The organism is Propionibacterium acidifaciens, assembly GCF_003798325.1.
GTDB lineage: Bacteria > Actinomycetota > Actinomycetes > Propionibacteriales > Propionibacteriaceae > Propionibacterium > Propionibacterium acidifaciens.
In genome coordinates, this window is the sequence record NZ_CP033719.1 from 781,953 (window position 1) to 806,399 (window position 24,447).

At 70.1% G+C, this 24,447-nt stretch carries 22 protein-coding genes and 1 CRISPR repeat array (1 of these 23 cut by a window edge); of the genes, 13 read left to right on the forward strand and 9 right to left on the reverse strand.

Annotation, left to right across the window (positions count from 1 at the left end):
- Positions 1-24: 24 nt before the first annotated feature.
- From EGX94_RS03375 to EGX94_RS03385, 3 genes are all read left to right on the forward strand, one after another.
- Positions 25-1,317 carry an anaerobic C4-dicarboxylate transporter gene (locus EGX94_RS03375; protein WP_021798478.1) on the forward strand — a complete coding sequence of 431 codons (1,293 nt, stop codon included), beginning with the start codon at positions 25-27 and terminating at the stop codon, positions 1,315-1,317.
- 16 nt (positions 1,318-1,333) lie between these two features.
- Entirely contained in the window at positions 1,334-2,113 is a 780-nt protein-coding gene (locus EGX94_RS03380) for an aspartate/glutamate racemase family protein (RefSeq protein WP_021798474.1), read from the forward strand.
- A gap of 655 nt (positions 2,114-2,768) precedes the next feature.
- Positions 2,769-3,665, forward strand: a complete 897-nt coding sequence (locus tag EGX94_RS03385; RefSeq protein WP_021798500.1) for a DUF6531 domain-containing protein — start codon at positions 2,769-2,771, stop codon at positions 3,663-3,665.
- 1,298 nt (positions 3,666-4,963) lie between these two features.
- Here EGX94_RS03385 and EGX94_RS03390 read toward each other — a convergent pair.
- Together EGX94_RS03390 and EGX94_RS03395 are read right to left on the reverse strand one after the other, a co-directional pair.
- The gene (locus tag EGX94_RS03390; protein ID WP_021798485.1) at positions 4,964-5,545 is read right to left on the reverse strand and encodes an IS630 family transposase; all 582 of its coding nucleotides are present in this window, start codon (positions 5,543-5,545) and stop codon (positions 4,964-4,966) included.
- A gap of 31 nt (positions 5,546-5,576) precedes the next feature.
- Positions 5,577-6,032 (reverse strand): helix-turn-helix domain-containing protein, encoded by a 456-nt coding sequence (locus EGX94_RS03395; RefSeq protein ID WP_192962689.1) that lies wholly within the window; start codon positions 6,030-6,032, stop codon positions 5,577-5,579.
- Between the two features lie 84 nt (positions 6,033-6,116).
- Here EGX94_RS03395 and EGX94_RS13315 point away from each other — a divergent pair, with 84 nt between their 5' ends.
- A complete protein-coding gene (locus EGX94_RS13315; protein ID WP_155948346.1) occupies positions 6,117-6,293 on the forward strand; it encodes a hypothetical protein in 177 nt (58 codons plus the stop codon).
- 35 nt (positions 6,294-6,328) lie between these two features.
- The gene (locus EGX94_RS03400) at positions 6,329-7,816 is read left to right on the forward strand and encodes a pentapeptide repeat-containing protein (RefSeq protein ID WP_021798480.1); all 1,488 of its coding nucleotides are present in this window, start codon (positions 6,329-6,331) and stop codon (positions 7,814-7,816) included.
- Between the two features lie 357 nt (positions 7,817-8,173).
- Here the strand turns inward: EGX94_RS03400 and EGX94_RS03405 are convergent, their stop codons facing one another.
- Together EGX94_RS03405 and tkt are read right to left on the reverse strand one after the other, a co-directional pair.
- Positions 8,174-9,460, reverse strand: a complete 1,287-nt coding sequence (locus EGX94_RS03405; RefSeq protein WP_226906046.1) for an MFS transporter — start codon at positions 9,458-9,460, stop codon at positions 8,174-8,176.
- Between the two features lie 338 nt (positions 9,461-9,798).
- On the reverse strand, positions 9,799-11,862 hold the full coding sequence (gene tkt, locus EGX94_RS03410; protein WP_021798491.1) for a transketolase: 2,064 nt from the start codon (positions 11,860-11,862) through the stop codon (positions 9,799-9,801).
- A 170-nt stretch (positions 11,863-12,032) separates the two neighbouring features.
- Between tkt and EGX94_RS03415 the strand changes: the two genes are divergently transcribed.
- Both EGX94_RS03415 and EGX94_RS03420 read left to right on the forward strand, forming a co-directional pair.
- Positions 12,033-12,578 carry a GNAT family N-acetyltransferase gene (locus EGX94_RS03415; protein WP_021798502.1) on the forward strand — a complete coding sequence of 182 codons (546 nt, stop codon included), beginning with the start codon at positions 12,033-12,035 and terminating at the stop codon, positions 12,576-12,578.
- Positions 12,579-12,588: 10 nt separating this feature from the next.
- Positions 12,589-13,089 (forward strand): phosphoribosyltransferase, encoded by a 501-nt coding sequence (locus EGX94_RS03420; protein ID WP_021798498.1) that lies wholly within the window; start codon positions 12,589-12,591, stop codon positions 13,087-13,089.
- 146 nt (positions 13,090-13,235) lie between these two features.
- Here the strand turns inward: EGX94_RS03420 and EGX94_RS03425 are convergent, their stop codons facing one another.
- Entirely contained in the window at positions 13,236-14,453 is a 1,218-nt protein-coding gene (locus EGX94_RS03425) for a M20 metallopeptidase family protein (RefSeq protein WP_021798495.1), read from the reverse strand.
- 144 nt (positions 14,454-14,597) lie between these two features.
- Here EGX94_RS03425 and EGX94_RS03430 point away from each other — a divergent pair, with 144 nt between their 5' ends.
- From EGX94_RS03430 to EGX94_RS03445, 4 genes are all read left to right on the forward strand, one after another.
- Positions 14,598-15,716, forward strand: coding sequence for a hypothetical protein (locus EGX94_RS03430; RefSeq protein WP_123825897.1), 1,119 nt, complete (start codon positions 14,598-14,600; stop codon positions 15,714-15,716).
- Between the two features lie 444 nt (positions 15,717-16,160).
- Positions 16,161-17,126 carry a cysteine synthase A gene (gene cysK / locus EGX94_RS03435; RefSeq protein ID WP_021798704.1) on the forward strand — a complete coding sequence of 322 codons (966 nt, stop codon included), beginning with the start codon at positions 16,161-16,163 and terminating at the stop codon, positions 17,124-17,126.
- Positions 17,127-17,525: 399 nt separating this feature from the next.
- Positions 17,526-18,440 carry an SPFH domain-containing protein gene (locus EGX94_RS03440; protein ID WP_021798725.1) on the forward strand — a complete coding sequence of 305 codons (915 nt, stop codon included), beginning with the start codon at positions 17,526-17,528 and terminating at the stop codon, positions 18,438-18,440.
- A complete protein-coding gene (locus EGX94_RS03445; protein ID WP_021798713.1) occupies positions 18,440-18,661 on the forward strand; it encodes a hypothetical protein in 222 nt (73 codons plus the stop codon). The genes EGX94_RS03440 and EGX94_RS03445 overlap by 1 nt, the downstream gene beginning before the upstream one ends.
- Before the next feature lie 90 nt (positions 18,662-18,751).
- Here EGX94_RS03445 and EGX94_RS03450 read toward each other — a convergent pair whose 3' ends face one another.
- Complete coding sequence (locus EGX94_RS03450; RefSeq protein ID WP_021798703.1) at positions 18,752-19,657, reverse strand: ABC transporter substrate-binding protein; 906 nt, start codon at positions 19,655-19,657, stop codon at positions 18,752-18,754.
- A gap of 192 nt (positions 19,658-19,849) precedes the next feature.
- Positions 19,850-20,497, reverse strand: coding sequence for an aminoacyl-tRNA hydrolase (locus EGX94_RS03455; protein ID WP_028706982.1), 648 nt, complete (start codon positions 20,495-20,497; stop codon positions 19,850-19,852).
- Between the two features lie 92 nt (positions 20,498-20,589).
- On the opposite strand from EGX94_RS03455, the gene EGX94_RS03460 reads away from it, so the two are divergent.
- Both EGX94_RS03460 and EGX94_RS03465 read left to right on the forward strand, forming a co-directional pair.
- The gene (locus EGX94_RS03460) at positions 20,590-20,973 is read left to right on the forward strand and encodes a putative sulfate exporter family transporter (RefSeq protein ID WP_021798699.1); all 384 of its coding nucleotides are present in this window, start codon (positions 20,590-20,592) and stop codon (positions 20,971-20,973) included.
- A gap of 4 nt (positions 20,974-20,977) precedes the next feature.
- On the forward strand, positions 20,978-21,898 hold the full coding sequence (locus EGX94_RS03465) for a DNA-methyltransferase (RefSeq protein WP_021798727.1): 921 nt from the start codon (positions 20,978-20,980) through the stop codon (positions 21,896-21,898).
- A 1,131-nt stretch (positions 21,899-23,029) separates the two neighbouring features.
- On the opposite strand, the gene EGX94_RS03470 is transcribed toward EGX94_RS03465, so the two are convergent.
- Both EGX94_RS03470 and EGX94_RS03475 read right to left on the reverse strand, forming a co-directional pair.
- Complete coding sequence (locus tag EGX94_RS03470; RefSeq protein WP_021798705.1) at positions 23,030-23,743, reverse strand: IS630 family transposase; 714 nt, start codon at positions 23,741-23,743, stop codon at positions 23,030-23,032.
- Positions 23,744-23,791: 48 nt separating this feature from the next.
- Complete coding sequence (locus EGX94_RS03475) at positions 23,792-24,097, reverse strand: helix-turn-helix domain-containing protein (protein WP_043123207.1); 306 nt, start codon at positions 24,095-24,097, stop codon at positions 23,792-23,794.
- A gap of 150 nt (positions 24,098-24,247) precedes the next feature.
- A CRISPR array of direct repeats spans positions 24,248-24,447; the repeat unit is 36 nt; unit sequence GCCTCAATGGAGCCCGGTCATGAAGACCGGGAATAC (it continues 196 nt past the right edge of the window).

Here is a 24,447-nt window from a genome sequence, read left to right on the forward strand (position 1 = left end):
GAGTCGATTCGTAAAGGAGCAAACATGTTCTGGGTCCAGTTGGCGGTGGTCCTGATCTTCATCTTCATCGGCGCCCGGCTCGGCGGCGTCGGCATCGCCTATGCGGGCGGCGCCGGCGTCATCGTCCTCGGGTTGCTGGGCTGCACCGTCGACCCCACGAAGGACATCCCCTGGGACGTCCTGGGAATCATCATCGCCGTCATCTCCTGCGTCGCAGCCCTCCAGGCCTGTGGCGGCCTGGACCTCCTGGTCAAGGTCAGCGAGCAGATGCTGCGCAGGAAGCCTGAGCGCATCACCTTCCTCGCCCCCGTCGTGACCTTCTTCATGACCGTCTTCTGCGGCACGGGCCACGTGGCCTTCGCCACGCTGCCGGTCATCGCCGAGGTCGCCAAGGAGCAGAAGATCCGGCCCTCCCGCCCCCTGTCGATCGCCGTCGTGGCGTCGCAGGTAGCCATCGCCGCCTCCCCGATCTCGGCCGCCATGATCGCCATGTCATCGGCCGTCGAGCCCCTCGGGGTCGGTTACCTGCCGCTGGTCATCATCTCGATCGTCATCTGCTTCGTCGGCTGCATGGTCGGCGCCCTGGTCTCCTCGCACCTGGGCTGCGAGCTCGAGGACGACCCGGTCTACAAGGAGCGCATGGCCGCCGGACTGGTGAAGATGCGCGGCGAGGGCAAGTACGACATCAAGCCGTTCGCCCGTCGTTCGCTGGCCATCTTCGGCATCACGCTGCTGGTCGTCATGGTCTACGCCGCCTGCACCTCGAAGCTCGACCTCCCGCTCGGGCGCAACGCCGCCATCATGACCTTCATGATGGCCGCCGCGCTCATCATGAAGTTCACCTGCAAGATGGAGCTCGGCGAGATCTCGAACCAGGCCACCTTCAAGGGCGGCATGAGCGCGGCGCTGTGCATCCTCGGCGTCGCATGGCTCGGCAACACCTTCGTGAACTCCAACATGGACCTCATCAAGGGCGCCGGTCAGACCGTGATCCAGGGCCATCCGTGGCTCCTGGCCGTCGTGCTGTTCTTCGCCTCCGCGCTGCTCTACTCGCAGGGCGCGACGACCGCGACCTTCATGCCCGTCGCCGCGGCGATGGGTGTGGGCGGCGCCGTCATGGTGGCCTCGTTCCCGGCCGTCACCGGCCTGTACCTGCTGCCGACCTACCCGACGACCGTCGCCGCGATCGAGATGGACGACACAGGGACGACACGGATCGGCAAGTACGTGTTCAACCATCCGTTCATCCTGCCGGGCGTCACCTCGGTGGTCGTGGCCGTCTGCCTCGGCTTCCTCATCTGCCCGCTCATCTTCTGAGGACAGTGACGCTCGCATGAGTACGAATTTCGCCCCCGACGCCTTCGACCGCGCCGTCATCGGCGTGGTCGGGGGCATGGGGCCGGCCGCCACCGGCCAGTTCCTCGTCGAGCTGGCCGCAGCGCTGCCGGTCGAGTACGACCAGGATCACCCGCGGGTCCTCGTCCTGTCGGACACGAAGGTGCCCGACAGGACGACGTGCATCGCCGCAGGCGACCCCGCTCCGGGGACCATGGTGCGCGCCGACCTCCTGCGGGCCGCCCAGCTGGGCGCGTCCGTCTTGGCGGTCCCGTGCAACACGGTCCACTACTTCATCGACGACTTCGTCGACGAGCTGCCGGTGCCGCTCATCCACATCGTCGACGCGACCATCACCGCGGCCATGCAGACGAGCCCCGAGGGGGCCTGGCTGACCGCCACGGCGGGGACGGTGAACACCGGCCTGTACCAGCGGCTGGCCGCCGAACGCGACTACCCGCTGAAGGTACCGTCCGATGAGGAGAAGGCCGCGATGATGAAGATCATCGGCGAGGTGAAGGCGGGCCGGATGACCCGGGCCGGCGAGCTGTACCGGGCGCTCGCCGGGCGTCTGCGCGGCGAGCGCGAGCTGCCGCTCATGACGGCCTGCACCGAGCTACCGCTGGCCTTCGAGGCCTCGGGTCTCGACCCCGGCATCCAGATCTCCTCGCTCACGGCGCTGGCGCACGCCACGCTCGAGGCGGCGGCCGGCACCGTCGGCCACTGGCCCGCCGAGCAGCCCGAGCCGGCGGAGGTCCGGCCGAGCAGCCCGGCCTGAGTCGGGTGCCCGGTGCGGGCCGGGTGCGCTGCTGCGATGGCGCTCGTCGGGGAACCGGCGGGCGCCGTCGTCGTGGAGTGGAAGGAGGCGGGTTCGGTCTTCGAGCGCCCCGCGGATCGTGACCTGTGCACTCGCGGGGACCCATTCTGGTCGTCGACGAGGTCGACCCGTCCGACTCGTGGCCCGCACACCGACGAGGGGCTCGCTCTTCGGCACGACCGCGTGCTGAAACACGCGACTCCGCCCCGTCGAGGATCCCGCGTCGTGACGAAGCAGGATCCGCCGGCCCGTGTCCTGTGCGCCTCCTGGGCCCCTGGCCTCGCCCCCTGAGGGGTCTCCCTGATTCCCTCCCGGCCCGGGCCGGTCCGGGCCGGAAGCCCATGGCGCCGTGTCGGCGCCCGGGTTTAGCGTCGGTGGGGTGTGGCCGCCCGCCCCCTGGTGCTGGCCCGTCAGAACCGTGTGGGAAGGATCGTGCCGTGGCCGAGTACTCGGGCAGGCTGGGAGCCTATGACGAGCCGGTGGCGGTCGCGACGCGACGGCCGACACTCTGAAGTCTGCCGCGAGCACCTTGTCGGGCACTCTGACGGGTCAGGCGGGCTCGCGGGCGGGGTGGGCGTCGGCGGCGTCTGCGGATTTCGAGGGTCATTACGCGGACGTGTTCGACGCGAACGCGAGGGCGGCCTCGACGGACTGCACGAACATCGCATCGGCGTTGGATGATCTGGTGGCCGAGGTGCAGAAGCTGAAGGAGGCCGCCCAGGCCGAGCGTGAGCGGAGGAGGCAGGCCAAGGAGTGGGCGGACCGGCAGGACCGGGAGAACATTTTCAAGAGGGGCTGGGACTGGGTGACCAACGGCGACAAGCCCCCCTCGGGCCCGGACCAGGTACCGCTGCCGGAGCCCCACGAGCCGACGACCACACCGTGGTCCGAGCCCGCACCCGGCCCGGCGGGGGCGGTGTCCTCGGCGCGGCCTGATGATCTGCGGGCGTACTCGTCGAACGTGACCGGCGCCAACGACACCGTCACGGCCCAGAAGGGCGCCCTGGAGGGGGCGATCGCCGACTTCACGGCGAAATGCTCGTGGTGCGGCATCGACGCGTCCGGCATCACGGGCGCCCTGGCCTCGTTCGGGGCGAACAACACGAACGAGACCCGCTGGGTCGACACGGTCGCGGCAGCGTTCGAGGCCGCCGGCGCCTCGGGGGCCGTCTCCACGGTCTCGGACGCGGCCATCGACGCGTCCCTGCGGGCCGCCGGGGTGGACCAGGCCCGCCGGCCGGTCGACGTGACCGCCCCGAGCATCCTGGGCGACCCCCAGACCTCCGGGTATGCGGACGACCCGGTGAACACGACGACCGGGAACTTCATCGAACCCGAGACCGACCTCGCCTTCAGCGGCGGGTGCGCCTCACTCGGGTTCAACCGCGTGTACAACTCCCTGTCGGCCAGCATCGGCGCGTTCGGGCCCGGCTGGGCCTCCACAGCCGACCAGCACCTCACCATCGACGAGTACTGGAGTGGTTGGTGTTTTTCGGGCGGTGGGTGGAAGTGATCGTGAGGTGGGGTTGGGTCGTGTCGGCGCCGGGATGCGGTGCGGGGTTCAGGGGGCGGGTCGTTCTCGGGATCGTCCAGGGGTCCGGGCCGGTGGCCGGGGTGGCCGGATCGTACGGTCCTGTGGCGCAGGCGGTCGGGGGCCGGGTCGCAGGATGGCGGAGGGGGCACCCCGGTCTCGGCGCTGATGCCGTGACCGCGGAAGGGCGCGCCGGGATCGGACGGCTGAGGGCGGGGCTCCGGGAGGCCCGCATGGGGAACGGGTTCCCGGAAGGAGCGGCGGTCTTCTTCGCCCGGGGGTCCGGGTGAGCGCGGGACGCCGCCGCATCCGCCGCGGAGGAGGCGACCGCCCCGTCCGGTCCGTGCGCCGGTGGGTGGAGGCATCCGGGTCCGGCTGCTGCGCCCGGCGGAACCGACCCGGGTCCTCGACGACCCGGCGGGGGGAGGACCCGGCGGCCATCATCGTCGGGTTCCTCGACGGGTCCGAACGGGCCCACGGCTGCCGCCGGGTCCGCGCGGGGCCGGCCCGGAGCGGCGTCGAGGCCTCTCGCTCGGCGTGGTCCGCGAGATCGTGGCGGCGGCGGGTCCCGTTGCCCGTCGGCCTCGGGGACGGGCCGGGACGGATCGTGCCGGCGCCGGGCCGGCCGGGCCGGCTGGCCGGGGCGTCGCCGCCACCGCGCCCGGGATGAGACGGGTGGGCGACATCGCGCATGGTCCGGCCCGGCGGGGATCCGCCCACCCGGCGGTCGTCATGGATTGCTCCCCGGGGAAGGGGTCATCGGGCACGCGATCGCCGGTCGCATGCGCGCCGGACTCGTCGCCGAGGCCTCGGCCACGGCCGCGCCGGGCCCGTCCACCGATCCGCGGTGTCACGGTCCTCCACTCGGATCGAGGGGGCTCGATGCACGTCGGCCGGATGCACGGGATTCATGACCGGCCGCGGGGTCCTCCCGTCCGTCGGGCGGACCGGCAGCCGCTGTGGCACTGCCGCCGCCGAGTCGTTCACCGCGGTCTCGAGGAAGGAACTCGTGAACCGTAAGGTCCACTCGACCCGAAACCATGCAATCCGGGACGTGACAGCCCGGACCGGGTCACGATGCGATCACGAGCGTCTCCACTCGGCGATCGACCACCGGACCCCCGACCAAGCCGACACCGGACGGAGACAACAACACAAGACAGCAGCCCGAAACCACCCATCAACCACTGCCTGAAAAACCCACATCACTCCACCCTACTTGGACAGGATGTACGCCGGGACAGAGATCCACAACGCGGTTCAGGATAAAATTATGGCTGTCATGAAACAAAATCGTTTCTGGTTTCGCGGAGTGGGAGGTGCTCGAAGTCGTAGTCGAAGGCACGGCCGGTGATGTATGAGGCAAACGCGCCGAAGGTCTCTTCGGGGGTCTCGCGCTGGATGTTCGCGATGTTGCTCTTGGCCGCGTTCCAGACGTGCTCCACCGGATTGTGATCGGGCGCGTACGGCGGCAGATGAATCGGCGTGATGCGCTCCAACAGCTGACCCGGCTCGTACAGGTCGGTCAACGCTTTCGCATGGTGGAAGCGGGCGTTGTCCAGGACGACCGCGATCTTGCCGGCCTCGGTTTCTCGTTGGAGCCGGTCCAGGGAGAGGATCGTCTGCTCGGTGTTCTGGTTGCCCTCGATCGGGTACAGCTTGACCTTCTTGCTGGTCAACGAGAGCGCACCGAAGAACGACTGGGACGTCTTCTTCCGGTCCACGGACAGCTTGGTGCGCTGCCCTCTAGGGAGCCACATACGGCGAGTCTCGGCCTCGTGCTCCAAGCGGACCTCGTCTGCCGTGTAGACCTCCCAGCCTTGGTCCAACAGGGCCTTGACTTCGGTCTTCACCTCGGCCATGCGCCGGGTGATGGCTTTCTCGTTGCGGTGCTCATCGAACGGGTCCGGGCGGCTCGAGACTCAGCCCGCACAGGCGCAGGAGCAGCTGGTACGAGGAGTCCGCCTGGTACTCGACATCGAACATGATCTTCACGACCTCACGTATCGCCGGGACATCCCAGAACTCGGCATGAACACCGGACCGGGAGGGCGGCTGGGCCAAGATGGCCTTGAGTTCTTCCTTCTGTGCGCGGGCGGGTTTCGCCGCGTTCTGGTTCCCGGCATGGCCGGTCAGCACCGAGCACATCCTGGTGGCCTGCCACTCGGCCAGCCGTTCCTGCACGGTCCTCTCCGTGCGCTCAACCATTTCAGCGATGATACCCACATCAACGCCACGGGAGGCGTACAGAATCGCTTCTGCTTTCATCCGAACCAGCACATAATTGTCGGAACGCTTCTTCCATCTGATCAGGACTGCTGTTTCTTCCGGGGTGACCTCAACCTGCATGCTCCAATCATATCCGAAACAGCACAGGAAATCCACGAAAAATACGGTTTCGTTTCATGTCAGCCATAAGAAGCTGTTCCCGGTGTGGAGTACAGTTCGAACAACGGGCCGGACTTCAGGATCCCGAAGGAGTTGAGCGGGGCGGACGCCGACGAGTTCGTCGAGTTGACCACACCGGGGCAGGTCCCCGCCCATCAGCGGAGGGCCGCGAAGGACCCCCGCTACGGGGATGCCCAGTACGCGACATATGTGATCCCGTGAGAGGACGCGGGGCCGTGCAGGAGGAGGGTTTTGGCATGACGTCGATCGAGGAGTTCCGGGCGGACCGGATCGGGCAACCCGACGGCTTGATGATCCTCGACAGGGTGCTCGAGGGCGTGGACTTCAGCGGCCTGAGGATCGACTACTTCAGCATCAACGGTTCCACGCTCCGCGGCTGCGACTTCCGCAAGATCAAGGTTCAGCGGGCCTCGTGGGGCGGGAATCCCGTGTTGTTCGAGGACTGCGTCTTCGACGGGGCGCGGATCAGGTTCATCCCGGCAGCCGATACGGAGTTCAGGCACTGCTCGTTCCGGAACGTGATCCTGAGCCACTGGCAGCCAAGCAGATTCGCGCTGGTGGGGTGCACGTTCACGGGACGCCTGCGCGACTGCATCTTCAACGGCCGCTCCAGTTACGAGCCGGACGCGCCCGCCAACACGATCCTCGACAACGACTTCAGCGGCGCCGAATTCATCACCTCCGAATTCAGGTGGGGCGTCGACCTCACCCGCCAGAGACTCCCGGAGGGCCCCGACACGTTCTACGCCCCGGACGCCGCCACCACCATCACCGCCGCCCAGAACCGCCTCGACCAGATCACCGACACAACAATCCGCAAGACCATCAAACGGTGGCTTGGCATATACGCCGACGCCACAAGAAAGGGCCAGGTGCAGGGATTCTTCGCCGCCAAGGATTTCGGAGTGAAATACGCAGAGAAGGAGTGGCCCGTTCTGCGGGCCCTGCTGGCCGGGGACGACCCCAACAACCCGCCCAGGCCAGCACCGGCCACCCGACCCGCCAAGAAGAAACCAGCCGCCAGGAAGAAGAAACCGGCCGCCCGGACCGGGCCGGCCGACCCGGACATCACCGCCCTCGGCGACCGGCTCCGCACCGCCACCGACCCCGCCCAACGGGACGAGACCGCCCGCGCCCTGACCGACATCCTCAAGAACCCCGCCACCAGCGCCGCCCGCACGCACCAGGCGACCCGGGCACTCACCAACAACCTCCCCGCCGACACACCCGTCACACTCGACCTGACCGGCGCCAGACTCGGACCCGACACCGCCTTCACCGGCACCCGCTTCGCCCCGGGCAGCACCTTCACCCGACTGACCGCACCAGGAGACCTCACCTTCACCGGCTGCACCTTCGACGGCGGAGCCGCCTTCACCGACCTCACCGTCACCGGCGCCCTCACCCTCACCGACTGCACCATCAACGGCCCGGCAGACTTCGCCCGCGCCGAACTCACCGGCCCCGCCGATCTCACCGGAACCAGCTTCGAAGGACCCGCCGTCTTCGACGCCGCCGCCTTCACCAGCACCCTCGACCTCACCAGAACCAAATTCTGGGCCGACACCTCACTCGAAGCCGACTTCGCAGACGACGTCATCTTCAACCAGACCATGTTCGAGGGCAACGCCAAACGAGGCATCCCACCCGAACTCGGACACGAGAACCAAGGCCTCCCCGCAGGCACCATCTGGGGACCCACAGGACCCGCCTGGGAAGAATAAAACACCACACCAGCAGCCACGCCACAGGAACACAGATCGCCACCGGCCCCGGACCGCGGCCGGGAACCGCCAGAAGACATTCGGGCACGCGGGAATGAACTCCGGGGCCGGCAAGACACCCAAGAACAAACGAGAACCCAAGGGCCCCGGGGGCGGAGAACCGCGCACACCCTGGCAGCCTCCGCAAACATGCACGACCTGCTCAACGCCCTGGAAATAATCACCAACCTCGAAGAAGCCACCCTGCTGGATCTGGAGTCGACCAGCGAGAAGAAGGACCTGGAATTGCTGAGACCGAACCGCACCCTCAACCCCGACCGCGCCGACGAATCCTCCTTGTCAACCGAGCTGGGGGCATCACCCCGCCGGGCGCACGGCTCCGGGCGGGCGGTGCATGCCGTGGCGGTCGAACCGCAGTCCCTCGTGGACGACGTAGTAGAAGAGCACGCCGACGACGGTGACGCCCGTGCCGATCGAGCCGACGAGCAACGACCAGCGCGGCCCCAGCACGTCGCCGACCCAGCCGACGATCGGCGCGCCGATCGGTGTGCCGCCCATCGTCAGCGCCGCGTAGAGCGCGAGCACCCGCCCCCTCAGCTGGGGCGCCGAGGCCACCTGGACGGCCGAGTTCGCGCAGGTCAGCACGGTCAGCGCGCACAGCCCGGTGGGGACGAGGAGTACCGCGTAGACCCAGTAGTCCGGCGCCAGGGCGAGCGCCGTGTCGGCCGCGGTGAAGCCCACCAGGCCGATCATGAGGGTGCGCACGCGCGGATTCCGGCGCCGGGCCGCGATGACCGCGGCCCCGAGCGTGCCGACCGCCATGATCGTGCCGAGCGCGCCGTACTGGGCGGCGCCCCGCCCGAACACCTCGGTGGCCATCGTCGCATTGGTGATCTGGAAGTTCATGCCGAAGGTGCCCGTCATGAACGCGATGACGAAGATGATGAGGATCTCGGGGTGGTGCCCCACGTACGACAGGCCCTCGCGGGCGGCTCCCCCGCCCCGGCGCGGCTCCGCCGGGTGCAGCTCGTCGGCGCTCATCATGGCCAGCCCCGCGAGCATGGCGGCGAAGCTCAACGCATTGACGAGCATGCCCGGCCCGACACCGAAGGCCGCGATGAGCAGACCGGCCAGCCCGGGGCCGATGATGCGCGCCGCGTTGAAGCTCATCGAGTTCATGCCCACCGCGTTCGGGATGAGCCGCCTGCTCACCATCTCCGAGACGAAGGCCTGCCGGGCGGGCGAGTCGAAGCTCGTGATGGCCCCTTGGGCGAAGGCGAAGAGGTAGACCTGCCACAGCGCGACCGCATGAGTGGCGATGAGCGCCCACAGCCACAGGGCGTTGAGGCCGAGCAGCGCCTGGGTGACGCGCAGCACCGAGCGCTTGGCGAAGCGATCGACGACGGCGCCGGCGTAGGGGGCCAGGAAGGGCATCGCCAGGAACTGCAGGGCGGTGACGTAGCCGAGAGCCGTCGACGAATGGTCGGTCAGGTCGACGAGCACGAGCCAGTCCTGGCAGGTGCGCTGCATCCACGTGCCGATGTTCGAGACGAGGGCCCCGGCGAAGTACCAGCGGTAGTTCCGCACGGCGAACGAGGCGAAGGTGCGGCGTCCGAAGCTCCTGAGCCCGCCCCGCACCGTCATGATCATCAAGATTAGGTCCGCGGCGGGCCGGGCCCCTCGCGCCGGCCCGGGCGGGACCCGCACCGTCATGCCGGACGCGCGGGCCGGGAGCGCAGACGCGGAGCGCTGCGAGGGGCGCGCACGGGACGCGCGGCCTCGTCGAGCAGGCCGGGTGCAGGCCGGGAGTGCCATGACGGGGCGCGCGGGCCTGACAGGCGGCACGCACCAGAAATCCCAGCGGATAATCCGACGGCCCCGGGCGCACGGGCCTGACTATGTCGTGGGTTCGAACTGTCAGATCGGAAGACCGACAGCCCCGGACGCGCGAGCCTGACGCGCCGGGGCCCGAACGGCACGACTCAGAGAACGCCCTTGGCGACCTCGACGACGTGCTCGGCGGTGAAGCCGTTCTCGGCCATGAGCAGCGAACCGCCGGCGGAGGCCCCGAAGTGCTCGATGCTCACCGAGGCCCCGCCGGCGCCGACGTAGCGGCTCCAGCCGAGCGCCAGCCCGGCCTCGATCGAGACGCGGGCGGTGACGGCCGCGGGCAGCACCTGTTCCTTGTACTCGTCGGGCTGGGCGTCGAACCACTCCTGGCAGGGCATCGAGACGACGCGGGTGGCGACGCCGTCGGCCTCGAGCACGTCCTGGGCGTCGAGGGCCAGCTGCACCTCGGAGCCGGTAGCGATGAGGATGAGCCTCGGCTCGCCGTTCCTCGCCTCGCGCAGCACGTAGGCGCCCTTCGCGGCCCCCTCGGCGGGCGCGAACTCGCCGCCGGCGCGGTCGACGGTGCGCAGGTTCTGGCGGCTCAGGACGATGCCCGCGGGATGGTCGGTGGCCGACAGGATCCTGCCCCAGGCCACGGCGGTCTCATTGGCGTCGGCGGGCCGGACGATGTCGAGGCGGGGGATGGCGCGGTAGGAGGCCAGGTGCTCGATCGGCTGGTGCGTGGGGCCGTCCTCGCCGAGACCGATGGAGTCGTGCGACCAGACGAAGACCGAGGGCACGCCCATGAGCGCGGCCAGGCGGACGGCCGGGCGCATGTAGTCGGCGAACACGAAGAAGGTGCCGCCGAAGGCGCGCGAGAGCCCGCCCACGTTGATGCCGTTGAGGATGCCGCCCATGGCGTGCTCGCGGATGCCGAAGTGCAGCACGCGGCCGTAGGGGCCGCCGGGCCACTCGGGAGTGGACAGGTGGGCCGGGAAGAAGGACTCCTGGCCGTCCATCGTCGTGTTGTTCGAGCCAGCGAGATCGGCCGAACCGCCCCACAGCTCGGGCAGCTGGGGCGCCAGCGCGGAGAGCACCTTGCCGGAGGCCTTGCGGGTGCTGAGCTCGCCGGCGTCGAAGGTCGGCAGCTCGAGGCCGGCGGGCAGCTCTCCGGCGCGGACGCGGGCCAGCGTGGCGGCCTGCTGGGAATTGGCGGCCTGCCAGGCGGCGAAGCGCTCGTCCCAGGCGGCACGGGCGGCTCCGCCGCGCTCGGCCATGGCGGCGCGGGTGCGCTCGACGACGGACTCGTCGAAGGCGAAGGGCTCCTGCGGCAGGCCGAGGAGCTTCTTCATGGCGTTGATCTCGTCCTCGCCGATGGCGGCGCCGTGGATGCCCTCGGTGCCCTGCTTGGTGGGCAGCGGCCAGCCGATGATGGTGTCGAGCTTGATGATGGAGGGCCTGTCGGTGACCCTCTTGGCCGCCTCGATGGCGTCGTGGAGGGCCTGGACGTCCTCCTCGTAGCGCTCGCCGCCGTGGGTCCAGTCGACCTCGGCGGTGTCCCAGCCGTAGGCGGCGTAGCGGGCCAGCACGTCCTCGTTGAAGGTGATCGCGGGATCGCCCTCGATGGTGATGCGGTTCGCGTCGTAGATGACGATGAGGTTGCCGAGCTCCTGGGCGCCGGCCAGCGAGGCGGCCTCGGACTGCACCCCCTCCTGCATGCAGCCGTCGCCGGCGATGACGTAGACGAAGTGGTCGAAGACCGACTCGCCGGGAGCGGCGTCCGGGTCGTACAGGCCGTGCTCGTAGCGGGAGGCCATGGCCATGCCGACGGCCATCGAGACACCGGCGCCCAGCGGGCCGGTGGTGCACTCGATGTACTTCGTGTGGCCGTACTCCGGGTGGCCCGGGGTCAGGGAGTTCGGCTTGCGCAGCCGCTTCAGGTCGTCGAGTTCGAGGCCGAGACCGTTGATGTAGAACTGCGCGTACTGGAGCACCGAGGCGTGACCTGCGGACAGCACGAAGCGGTCGCGCCCGATCCACTTGTCGTCCCCCGGATCGGTGTTCATGACCTTCTGGTAGAGCAGGTGGGCGACGGGGGCCAGTGACACCGGCGTGCCGGGGTGGCCGTTGCCCGTGCTCTGAACGGCGTCAGCCGCCAGGATCCGAGCGATGTCGACCGCTTTGCGGTCCTCTTCCGTCCAGGTGAGTGAAGTCACGGAGATGTCCTTTTCGTCGACGATGTCGAATGGTGGAATTCAGTCTATGGCAGGCCCCCGCGGAGCAGCGGGACGAAGAACGACGGGAGCAGGGCGCGCGGCGGGGCCGCCCGAGGGGCCGTCGTCGGGCGGGGCCGGGCCCCGCGCACGAATGCGCATAGCATCGTCGCATGCCACACACGATCCCGATCAGAGCGGCCTCGGACCGGGACGCGTCCGACATCTGCGCCATCCACAACGCCCAGGGCGTGGCGACCACGGCCAGCTACCGGCTGAGCCCCGGGACCGCCGCCGAGCGCGCCGCATGGCTGGCCCGGCACCGGCGCGAGGGATTCCCCGTCCTGGTCGCGCTCGACGGGGACGAGCGGGTGATCGGCTTCGCCGCCTACGAGCGCTTCCGCGAACTGCCCGGCTACGACCCGACGGTCGAGCACAGCGTCTACACCGCGCCGGAGCACGAGCACGAGGGCATCGGACGGGCCCTCATGACCGAGCTGATCGGGCTGGCCCGCCGGGCCGGACTGCACGCGATGGTGGGCGTCGTCGACGCCGACAACAAGGCCTCGCTGGCCTTCCACGAGCACCTCGGTTTCACCATCTGCGGGGTGCTGCCCCAGGTGGGGCGCAAGTTCGACCGCTGGCTCGACACGGCCGTACTCGTCAGACTCCTCGACGAGCCACCCACCGGGGCGGGAGAACGGCGTCCGAGAAGCTAGGATGCACGCCATGGCGGATGACCGGGACGACGGGACGAACGAGAGGGAGATCCTCACCTGGGAGGGCTTCGGCGCGGCGACGCGGGAGCTGGCCCAGACCATCGTGGACTCGGGCTTCGAGCCCGAGATCGTCATCGCGGTGGCCCGCGGCGGCATGGTCCCCGGCGGGGCGCTCACCTACGCGCTCGACGTGAAGCTCACCGACGCCATCAACGTGGAGTTCTACACCGGCATCGCGCAGACCCTTCCCGACCCGGTGCTGCTCGCCCCCCTGCTCGACACGGAGTCGATCAGGGGCAGGCGACTGCTCGTCGTCGACGACGTCGTCGACTCGGGCCGCACGATGCGGCTCGTCATCGACCTGCTGCGCCGCTACGGCGCCGACGTGCGCTCGGCCGTGCTCTACAGCAAGCCCACCACCGTCATCGCCCCCGACTACTCATGGCGCGACACCGACCGGTGGATCGCCTTCCCCTGGTCGGCGCAGGACCCGGTGACGAGGCGGGCCTGAGGGGACCCGAGGGACCGTTCACGGCGTCAGCGGTTCACGGGCCCCAGCGGGTGGAGTCCCGACGGCGGTCCCCCGCGGACGAGGGCCCTCCCGCGACACCTCTGCGAGGCCCGGCCCGCCCGGTCGGGGCCCGGATCCGCCGGGACTCAGACCCGCGGCAGCTCGCCGCTCCACGCCAGAGCCGCGAGCAGGGCGGCCTGGTCGCCGAGCACCCCCGTGTTGTAGCGGGCGAGGGGCGAGTGCGGCTGCGGGGCACCGTCCGGGTCGACGCCGTCGGGAAGGGCGCCCATGAAGAGGAAGGCGCCGGGCACCTCCTCGAGGACGTAGCTGAAGTCCTCGCTGGCCATGACCGGCTGCTCCATCTCGACGACGCGGTCGGCGCCGAACAGGCCGCGGGCGGTGTCCAGCGCGACGCGGGCGGCGCGCGGGTCGTTCAGCGTCGTCGGGCAGTTGACGCGGAACCTCGCGTCGGTCTCGCAGCGGTGGATCCGACCGATGAGCTCGGCGATCTCGACGGCGCGGGAGCCGAAACGGTCGGTGGTCCCCTTGGAGACGGCGCGGATCGTCGCGCCGAGACTGGCCTGGTCGTGGATGACGTTGTACATCTTCCCGGCGCCGAGCTGGGTGACGGTGCACACGACCGGGTCGAAGACGCTGAACTCGCGGGTGACGAGCGTCTGCAGCTCCTGGCCCAGGTCGAGGACGGCGGGCACCGGGTCGATGGCGGTGTGCGGGGCCGAGCCGTGCCCTCCCCGGCCCTTGAAGGTGGCGACGAGCTGGCAGTTCGAGGCCATCTGGGCGCCGGCGCGCACGTGCACGGTGCCCGCCGGGTAGGGCATCTCGTGGATGCCCCAGGCAACGACGGGGCGTTCGCCGGCGACCTCGAGCAGGCCCTCGTCGAGCATGCGCCGGGCGCCGCGGGCCGTCTCCTCGGCGGGCTGGAACATGAACATGACCGAGCCGGCCAGCCCGGCGCGCTGCTCGGCGATCATCTTCACCGCCCCGACGAGGGCGGACATGTGCATGTCGTGGCCGCAGGCGTGCATGGCGCCGTTGGTGGCGGCGAAGTCCTCGCCGGACTCCTCGGCGACGGGCAGGGCGTCCATGTCGCCGCGCACGAGGACCACCGGCCCGGGCCCGCCGCCCCGCACGACGACGACGAACGCCGACCAGCCGTCGAACTCGTGGATCTCGACGGGCATGCCGGCGAACTCCTGGAGCAGACGGGCCTTCGTACGGGGCAGGTCGAAGCCGAGCTCTGGGATCCGGTGGAGATCCCGTCGCAGGGCTCCGAGGCGCTCGGCGAGTCCGGCGCCCATCGTGCGGAAATCGGGAGATGTCGAGGCGTTCTGCTGCGTGCTCATGGCCCCATGCTCGCACCGATGGGCGGTCCCCGGGCGGACACGCCACCGGCCGGCCGGCCGTCGGGCCCGATCGCCACGGGGAGGACGCGCCGGGTCGCGGGGCGGGGGACCGCGCCGCGTGGCGGGGCCGCATAGCGTGGGGCCATGACGTTCGACTGGGCGGTGCGGGGCTGGACCGGACCCGGCCGCGCCGTGACGGTCGGATCGGGCCGGCAGGCACTCGGCCTGCTGGCCCGCTGGTGCCGCGGCAACGGCATCGGAACGGTGCTGGCGCCGGCCTTCTGCTGCCCGACGATGGTCACGCCCTTCTGGCTGGAGGGCATGTCGGTGCGCTTCACGGCGGTGGACGAGCGGCTCGTCATGGCCGCGGAGCCCCTGCGCGCGGCCCGGGCCGGCCTCGACGGGCCCGTCGCCGTGCTCGTGGCGCGCACCGGCGGCTCCGGCCCCTCCGCGGCGCTGCGCGCCGAGCTCGCCCGGATGCGCCGGCGGGGCGACCTGGTCATCGACGACGCCACCCATGCGGTCCTCGCCGACCTCGCGGACGACGAGCGGCCCGGCTGGTGCGACGCCTCCGTGGCGAGCCTGCGCAAGCTGCTGCCGGTGCCCGACGGCGCGCTGCTGCGCGCCGAGGACGGCGTCGACGTCGACCCGGTGGGGCCCGCGACCGGCGGCGACCCGGGCCGCGGGCCGGTGAGCCGGCGCGAACTGCCCGCCCTGTTCGACGCGCCCCACCGACCGGTGCCCGACGGCGCGCTCGCCCACCTGGACGCCCTGGCGCGCGCCGAGGCCCGCTTCGACGCCGCGCTGTCCCCCGCCCCGCCCTGTCCCGCCACGCTGCGGGTCCTGGCCGGTCTGGACGGGGCCGGGCTGGCCCGCCGCACGGCTGCGAACTCGCAGACCCTGGCCAGGGCGCTGGCCGGCTCCGGGGTCGGGACGATCAACCCCGGGGTCCCCGCCCCGCTGCTCGTCCGCGTCCGGGACGCCGCGGCGATCGACGTCGAGCTCGCCGCCCGCGGCGTCTTCTCCCCCATGGACTGGGCCCGGCCGGACTCGGTCGACGGGACCCTGTGGCCGGAGGGGGTGCTCGCCCTCGACACCCGCCCCGTCCCCGGCCTGGCGGACGCCGTCACCCGCGCCTGGCTCCGCCGGACGGCCGGGATCGTCCGCGGTGCCGGGCCCCGTGGCCGACCCGCCGCGAACCGGCCCCGGAAGCCCGTGCAGAACCCCGCCTCCGCAGTCCCCCCGGTCAGGGGCTCCACGTGACGGCGCCCGCCTCCGGCATGAACCTCCCGGCCCGGTGGAACGCGAACCGGTTTTGCCCCCAGGAATTCATGCGCTACCGTTCAGCGCATGGTCCACCTCGTCGTCCGGCGCCACGTCGACATGATGCGCGTCGCCTCCGCGATGGTGCGCTGTTCCTGTTCCCGTTGATGACGGTCCCGCCGCCACGGTCCTTCTTCGCACGTGCGCCGGGCGGGACCACCGATCGCCCCGCCCCGACCAGTCCCCTGCTTGCACTCGCGGGTCCCGGCCGGACCCGCGCGGCGGATCGGCGGCACCCCGACCGAACCGATTCGACCCGGGAAGTCCTCCGTACCATGAAGCTTGTTCACAGCATAATGGAACGAAGACCTGACAAGGAGAAACACTCTCGCGAACAACTCCTGTGAATAAGACTCCATTTCCCAGATGCCTCAAGGAACCATCATGCCCGGAATTCATTCCTCCATCACCGAACTCATCGGCGGCACCCCGCTCGTCCGCGTCCCCCATTTCCTGGCCGCCAACGGCGCCGAGGACGCCAACATCGCCCTCAAGCTCGAGTACTTCAACCCGGCCGGCTCGGTCAAGGACCGCATCGCCCTGGCCATGATCACCGACGCCGAGGAGAAGGGTCTGCTGAAGCCCGGCGGCACCATCATCGAGCCGTCCAGCGGCAACACGGGCATCGGCCTGGCCGCCGTCGGCACCGCCCGCGGCTACAGGGTGAAGGTCGTCCTGCCCGCCAGCCTGTCGGTTGAGCGCCGCGCCCTCATCCAGGCCTACGGCGGCGAGGTCATCCTGACCCCCGGCCCCTTGGCCATCAAGGGCTCCATCGCCTACGCCGAGCAGTTGCACGAGGCCGATCCCGACTCCGTCCTGCTCGGCCAGTTCGACAACCCGGCCAACCCGGCCATCCACCACAGCACCACCGGCCCGGAGATCTGGGCCGACACCGACGGCGCGATCGACATCCTCGTCGCCGGCATCGGCACCGGCGGCACCCTCTCGGGCGCCGGGCGCTACCTCAAGGAGCAGAACCCGAACGTCCGGGTGATCGGCCTCGAGCCCGCCAAGAGCGCCGTCCTCAACGGCAGGCCCGCCGGCCCCCACGGCCTGCAGGGCATCGGCACCGGTTTCGTCCCCAACACCCTCGACACCTCGGTCTACGACGAGGTCCTCGACATCACCGACGAGGACTCCATCGAGCAGGCCCGCCGTCTGGGCACCGCCGAGGGCATCTTCACCGGCATCAGCTCCGGCACCGCCCTGGTCGGCGCCCTGCAGGTCGCCGCGCGCCCCGAGAACAAGGGCAAGCTCATCGTCGCCATCCTCCCGGACTCCGGCGATCGCTACCTGTCCACCGCGCTCGGACAGTTCCCCGAGCTCGAGGTGCATGACGTCGAGCCCTGAGGCCGGACGATTCCTCACCTCCTTCGCGCGCCGTCGGCGGGAGCATCACCCTCCCCGTCGGCGGCGCACTGCGTCCCGGCCCCTCGCCTCTCCGCCGGGCCGGCCGGCGCCACCGCGCAGCCCCTGCGATCCCCCGGGCCTCCCGGCCCAGCGCTCGGCCGCACTCCTGCCGGAGCCCTGCGGACCCGTCATGTCGCCGATCACGGTGTCCAGGAAGTCCCCGAGTGCCCTTGCCGCGCCCCAGCCGGAGTCCTGCGGACCCGCGCTCCGGGCCTCCCGTCCGGCCCGCAGACGCAACGGCGATCCGCGGGCGGCCGGGAGGCGGCGCGCCGTGGGGCTTCCCCCTCCACACAAAAAGTGATATCACTTTGATAACAGTTTTCGAGAGGGGAGACCGTCATGAGCACCGACCGGATCACCGAACCCGTCCCCGCCGACCCGGCCTACACCGAACGCGTCACGGGGGTCGACATCACCGAGCACGGGGCCCCGTCGATCAACGGCGGGCTGGGCCTGCTGGTCGTCCTGGTCGTCCTGGGCGTCGGGGCGCTCCTGCTGGCGCAGAGCCCGGTCCCAGGCATCGTCCTGGTCGTCCTGGGGGCGCTGCTGGCGACCGGCATCACCATCGTGAACCCCGGCGACGCCAAGGTCGTGCAGTTCTTCGGCCGCTACCTGGGCACCGTGCGCCGCGCCGGCCTGATCATGACCGTGCCCCTGTCGACCACCAAGAAGGTCTCGGTGAAGGTGCACAACTTCGAGACCCACGAGATCAAGGTCAACGACGCCGACGGCAACCCGGTGGACATCGCGGCCATCGTCGTCTGGCAGGTCTCCGACACGGCCAAGGCGGTCTTCGCCGTCGAGGACGCCGAGGAGTTCGTCGCCGTGCAGTCGGAGTCGGCGCTGCGCCACATCGCCGGCGCCCACCCCTACGACAACGCCGAACCGGGGCAGGAGACGCTGCGCGGCTCCACCGAATCGGTCGCCGCCGAGCTGGCCGACGAGGTCGCCGCCCGCATCGTGATCGCCGGGCTGACCGTCATCGAGACCCGCATCAGCTCGCTGTCCTACGCCCCCGAGATCGCCCAGGCGATGCTCCAGCGCCAGCAGGCGGCGGCGGTGATCGCCGCCCGGGAGAAGATCGTCGAGGGCGCGGTGTCGATGGTGAGCAACGCCCTCGACCGCCTCGAGGGCCAGGACATCGTCCAGCTCGACGACGAGCGCAAGGCGGCCATGGTCTCGAACCTGCTCGTCGTGCTGTGCTCCGACTCCCGGGCCACCCCCGTGGTGAACGCGGGGACCCTCTACACCTGATGCCCGAGCACTCATCGGGCGCCGGGCGCAAGCAGGTGCTCGTCCGTCTCGACCCGGCGGTGCACGACGCGCTGCTGCGCTGGGCCGGCGACGAGATGCGCTCGGTCAACGCCCAGATCGAGATGGTGCTGCGCGATGCGCTGCGCGGGGCCGGACGCCTCCCCTCCGACGCCGGACCGATCCCCAGAAGAGGGCGCCCGCCCAAACCGGAGCGGCACTGAGGGCGCGAGGCCCGTCCTGCGGCCCCTCGCCGAGGGAAGGACGCGGGTTCCGGAGCAGCGGGTTCGGACGCGGCGCCGAGAGCCGGACGGTCAGGGGACGATGCCCTGGGCCGGCAGCCAGTCCCTGGCGATGTCGGCGCTGGAGCGCTGCTCGACCGTCGACCGGCGGTTGAGCCCGCGCAGCTCATCGGTGGTCAGCCGGGCATTCACCCGGCCGATGACCTCCGCCGCGGCGTCGTCGATCCTCGACGAGACGAGCGGGGTGACGCGCTGGGGCAGGATGAGGTTCTGCGGGTCGGCCAGGACGACGAGATCGTTCTGCTCGATGGCCGGGTCGGCCGTGTAGATGTCGGCGGCCTGCGCCTGACCCTCGGTGAGGGCCTTGACGGTGAGAGGGCCGCCGGAGTCCTCGACGCCGAGGACGGTGATGTCGATGCCGTAGGCGTCCCTGACGCCATCGGTGCCGTAGGGACGAGTGGCGAACTCGGAGTTCGCGGCCACGGTGACGGTGCCGCCGATCCTGCCCAGATCACCGATCGAGCCGAGCGAGTACTGGTCGGCCGTGGCGCGGGTGACGGTGTAGGAGTCCTGGTCGGAGGCCTCGGCCGCGTCGAGGACGCGCAGCCCGGCGGGCAGGGCATCGGCCAGGGCCCGGGCGATCGCCTCGGCGTCGGAGGCGGTGCTCGACTTGTCGTAGTACTGCAGCAGATTGCCGCCGTACTCGGGGATGAGGTCGATCGAGCCGGACTCGAGCTCGGGCAGGTAGAACTCGCGCTGGCCGATCTGATATTGACGCTCGACGGTGCGATCTGCGTTCTCGAGCGCCTGGGCGTAGAGCTCGGCGATGATCTCGTTCGAGTAGTACTGCTGCGAGGCGACGACGATCGTCGAGCCGCCGCCCGTGGAGGACGAGGAGCCCACGGGGTTGTCGGACGAGCAGGCCGCCAGGGCCATGAGCCCGCCCGCTGCGAGGAGGGAACGACGTGCGATCTGCATGGGAGGGCCTTTCCGCACCGGGGTGCCCTGGGCCACCGGAATGCTCGGGATCACCGGGGTGCTCTGGATCGATCGGCTCGCGGGTCACACTAGGGCCCCGGTCGGGGCCGAACAATCACCCCCGCGGCCTTCCACCATGCGGTTTCGCCGTCGGCGTACTCCCCGGGATCCGCGGGAGCCGTCGCGGGCCGCTCACGGCTCGGAGCGCCAGAGCGCCCGGGCCGTCTCGGCGGGGCCGTCGAGCTCGGTGAACCCGGCGTCGACGATGCTCACCGGGCGGGGGCGGGCGGCCCACTCGTCCGGGCCGGGCCAGCGCACCTCGACCCGGAAGCCGTCGGCCCGCCATGATGCGCGGCGGGCCTCGTCGGCGGTCTCGTAGAGGCGCTGCGCGGCATGGGCGCACTGGGCGGCGAGCTTGCCGCTGGTGATCCGCTCGAGCGGGGTCGCCTCGACGATGGCCAGGGCGTCGGCGCTGGAGCTGACGCGCTCGGGCGGGAAGCTCGTGCCGCTCACCTGGAGCTTGGCGAGGGCCCGCGGCAGCGGGCGCACCGGGCCGGGCGGGAGGGCCCGCACTCGGGCCGGGCCGAAGCCGTCGGGGCCGTCCTGGGTGACGAGCACGCCGGGCAGCGCCTGCACGTCGTCCCAGCGCTTGCCGTCGGCGCGGCGCACGAGCTTGCGGATGCGCCCGCCGTCGACCCAGCGGCGGACGGCCGCGTACCAGGGGCCGCCGGGGGCGCAGCGCTCGTCGTCGAGCAGGCCCACGACGGCGCGGGCCGCGGCCTCGCAGACGTCGACCTCGCGGGCCATGGCGTGCTTGTCGCGCAGGACGACGAGCTGCATCGCCCAGGGGATCTCCTCGGGCCCGGAGGGGCGCTCTCCTGCGGACAAGGCGGTGGGCTCGGCGGTCATGCATCCCAGGGTAGGGGCGGGCCGTGACGGCCGGGCACGCCCGGCGCCCACCGGTCCTGCCGCTGTTCGTCGTCGGATTCATCACCGTGATGGCCGTCGCGACGACCGGGGTCGTGCCCGCCGCGCAGCCGGCCCGGATCAAGGTCCTCCAACAGTTCCTGCTGACCACGGCCACGTTCGCGCTCGGTCTGGGCGTGCACGTCAAATCGCTCATGAGGCTGGGTCTGCGCCCGGTGCTGCTCGGCCTGTGCAGCACACTGGTGATCCTGGCCGTCGTGCTCGTCGGGATCATTCTCGGCGCCGGCGCCCGGGTGCGACCCGACACCCCGCGGGGACGACCCGCCTCCGGGAGCCGATCGGGTCGCGCGACCCGACGGCGGGACGGGCGATGCCGTCGTCTACCTTGAATCCGTGAGCACCCGGGCGCTGTGGAGCGCTGACCGTCCCGACACCGTCATCGAGGGCGACAACCTGCCCGTCCTGCGCGGGCTGCCGGACGGGGCCTTCCAGCTGGTCTACATCGACCCGCCCTTCAACACGGGGATGACGCAGAAGCGCCGCGCCGTCACGACGCACGTCGCCGAGGGAGGGTCGCGGCTGGGCTTCCGAGGGCACAGCTACGAGACGGTCCGCGGCACGGTGCTCGGCTACAACGACGTCTTCGAGGACTACTGGGACTTCCTGGAGCCCCGCCTCGAGGAGGCCTGGCGCCTGCTGACGGACACCGGGACCCTCTACCTGCACCTGGACTACCGGGAGGCGCACTACGCGAAGGTGCTCCTCGACGCGATGTTCGGCCGCGACTGCTTCCTCAACGAGATCATCTGGGCCTACGACTACGGGGGCCGCGCCAAGCGCCACTGGCCGGCCAAGCACGACACGATCCTCGTCTACGTGAAGGACCCCCGGAGCTACTGGTTCGACTCGAACGAGGTCGACCGCGAGCCGTACATGGCGCCCTCGCTCGTCACGGCCGAGAAGGCTGCGCGCGGCAAGCTGCCCACCGATGTGTGGTGGCACACGATCGTCTCCCCCACGGGCAGGGAGAAGACGGGCTACCCGACGCAGAAGCCCGAGGGAATCCTGCGGCGCATCATCGCGGCGAGCTCCCGCCCCGGCGACTGGGTGCTCGACTTCTTCGCCGGCTCCGGCACGACAGGAGCCGCCGCGGCAGCGCTGGGCAGGCGATTCCTGCTCATCGACGAGAACCCCGAGGCCATCGCCGTGATGCGGGCCAGGCTGGGCGAGACGGTCAGCTACGTCCGGGGGCCGGGCCGGGCCCGGGAGGCAGCGGCCCGAGGCCGTCCGGCCCGTTCCGGCCGCGGGGCGTGAGGCGGACGCCGCGGGAGGGCACGACGGGGCGGCTGGCGCGCTGGGCGTGGCGCTCTTCGGCTCCGTTGCGGGCGGAGCGCGGGACGCAGGACTCACCGCACGAGTGCCCGGCGTTCGGAGACCCGCCGCAACCAGAATGGCTGTCAGGGGAGTGACGGACGCCGCACCGCGCTCACGCCTCCTCGATGCACATGTGCTCGGCCAAGGCATCGTGCAAGCTGGGGACGAAGCAGTCGGTGACCTCGAACGAGTCGAGCGGCTGCATCAGCTCGAACGAGGGATGCCAATCTTCTCGCCAGGGACGAAGCGGTACATTCGAAGACCGCCACCGAACGACAACATGCGATTCTCCTCGTCGTACCCTGCCGAGGCGCTTCCGTCGAAGGGGACGGGAACCGCACGTCCATCCAAGTCGCGGTACTGACCCGCAGACCAAGCGCCCGCGGGTGAGAAGAAGCAGTAGAATTCCTCGACTGCGATGCAGGCTGATTCAGACTTGCGCAAACCCGGAGGGTTATTAAAAACTAACTCCTTGTCAAGGAAAGACCCTAGTCAGGCATGGGTCCGACAAGGGTTTTGAATAGGCCTCCCGTGCTGTCGGTCAGAACTTGGCGCCTATGGCTGGCATGAAACGGAACCGTGTTTTTCGTGGGTTCCCTGTGCTGTTTCGGATGCGGTGGGGGCGTGCGGGTCGGGGTCGCCCCGGAGGAGACCGCCGTCCTGGTCTGGTGGAGGAAGCGGCCCGGCAGTCGCGTGCTCGCCGGGATGAAGGCCGAAGCGGTCCTGCACGCCTCCCGTGGCGTCGATGCGGGCATCATCGCAGAGACGGTCGAGCGGACGGAGAGGACCGTGCAGGAACGGCTGGCTGAGTGGCGGGGCACCAGGATGTGCTGGGTCCCGGCCGGGCACGCCGGGAACCAGGGGGACGGCGCCGGCGGCGGTCCCCTCGCTGACGGTCCCGGCCGGGCATGCGGGGAACCAGGACGCGGCGGAACCCGCCCGCACCCAGAAGGAAGACCTCAAGGCCATCCTCGCCCGGCCGCCCTCCCGGACGGGCGTCCACGCCGGGTTCCGGGGCGCCCCGGCCCTGCGTGACGTCGTGAAGATCCTGTTCGACGGCCGGTATGGCCGTCATGGAACAAAATCGTTTCTGGTTTCGCGGGGTGGGAGGTGTTCGAAGTCGTAGTCGACGGCGCGGCCGGTGACGTGTGAGGCGGACGCGCCGAAGGTTTCTTCGGGGGTCTCGTGCTGAATGTTCTCGATGTTGTTCTTGGCCGCGTTCCAGACGTGCTCGACCGGGTTGTGATCGGGCGCGTACGGCGGCAGATGGATCGGCGTGATGCGCTCCAGCAGCTGACCCGGCTCGTAGAGGCCGGTCAACGCTTTCGCGTGGTGGAATCGTGCGTTGTCCAGGACAACCGCGATCTTCCCTGTCCCGGTTTCGCGTTGGAGTCGTTCCAGAGCCAGGATTGTCTGCTCGGTGTTCTGGTTCCCCTCGATCGGGTACAATTTGACTTTTTTGCTGGTCAGCGAGAGGGCGCCGAAGAAGGACTGGGACGTCTTCCGCCGGTCCACGGACAGCTTGGTACGCTGCCCCTTCGGGAGCTGCATCCGGCGGGTCTCGGCCTCGTGCTCCAAGCGCACCTCGTCTGCCGTGTAGACCTCCCAGCCGGCGTCCAACAGGGCATTGACTTGGGTCTTCACCTCGGCCATGCGTCTGGTGATGGCTTTCTCGTCGCGGTGCTCGTCGAACGGGTCCGGCAGCTCGAAACTCAACCCGCAGAAGCGCAGGAGCAGCTGGTACGAGGGGTCCGACTGGTGTTCGGCGTCGGACAGGGTCTTCACGACCTCACGTATCGCCGGGACGTCCCAGAACTCGGCGTGGACGCCCGCCTAGGAGGGCGGCTGGGCGAGGATTTTCTTGAGTTCTTCCTTCTGGGTGCGGGTGGGTTTCGCCGCGTTCTGGTTCCCGGCGTGCCCGGTCAGGACCGAACACATCCTGGTGGCCTGCCAGTCGGCCGGCCATTCCTGTGCGGTCCTCTCGGCCCGCTCGACCATCTTCGCGATGATGCTGATACTGACTCCTTCGGAGGCGTACAGGATCGCTTCTGCTTTCGTCCGCACCAGCACATGATTGTCGGAACGCTTCTTCCACCTGATCAGGACGGCTGTTTCTTCCGGGGTGACCCCGACCTGCATGCCTCGATCATATCCGAAACGGCACAGGAAATCCACGAAAAATACGGTTTCGTTTCATGCCAGCCATAGCCACAAGAAACCAAAAAATACTTTTGAATAATCCTCCGGGAATACCTTCACCGAGCCTCTCGCGAGGACCGGCTCCTCGGAGCCTCAATGGAGCCCGGTCATGAAGACCAGGAATACGTGCTCGCCCAGAAGCCCCAGGGCGGCACCGTACGGCCTCAATGGAGCCCGGTCATGAAGACCGGGAATACGCGGAGCGGGTTCACGGTCTTGGGTAGGGGGACGGTGCCTCAATGGAGCCCGGTCATGAAGACCGGGAATACGCCCCACACGAGCCACAGGCC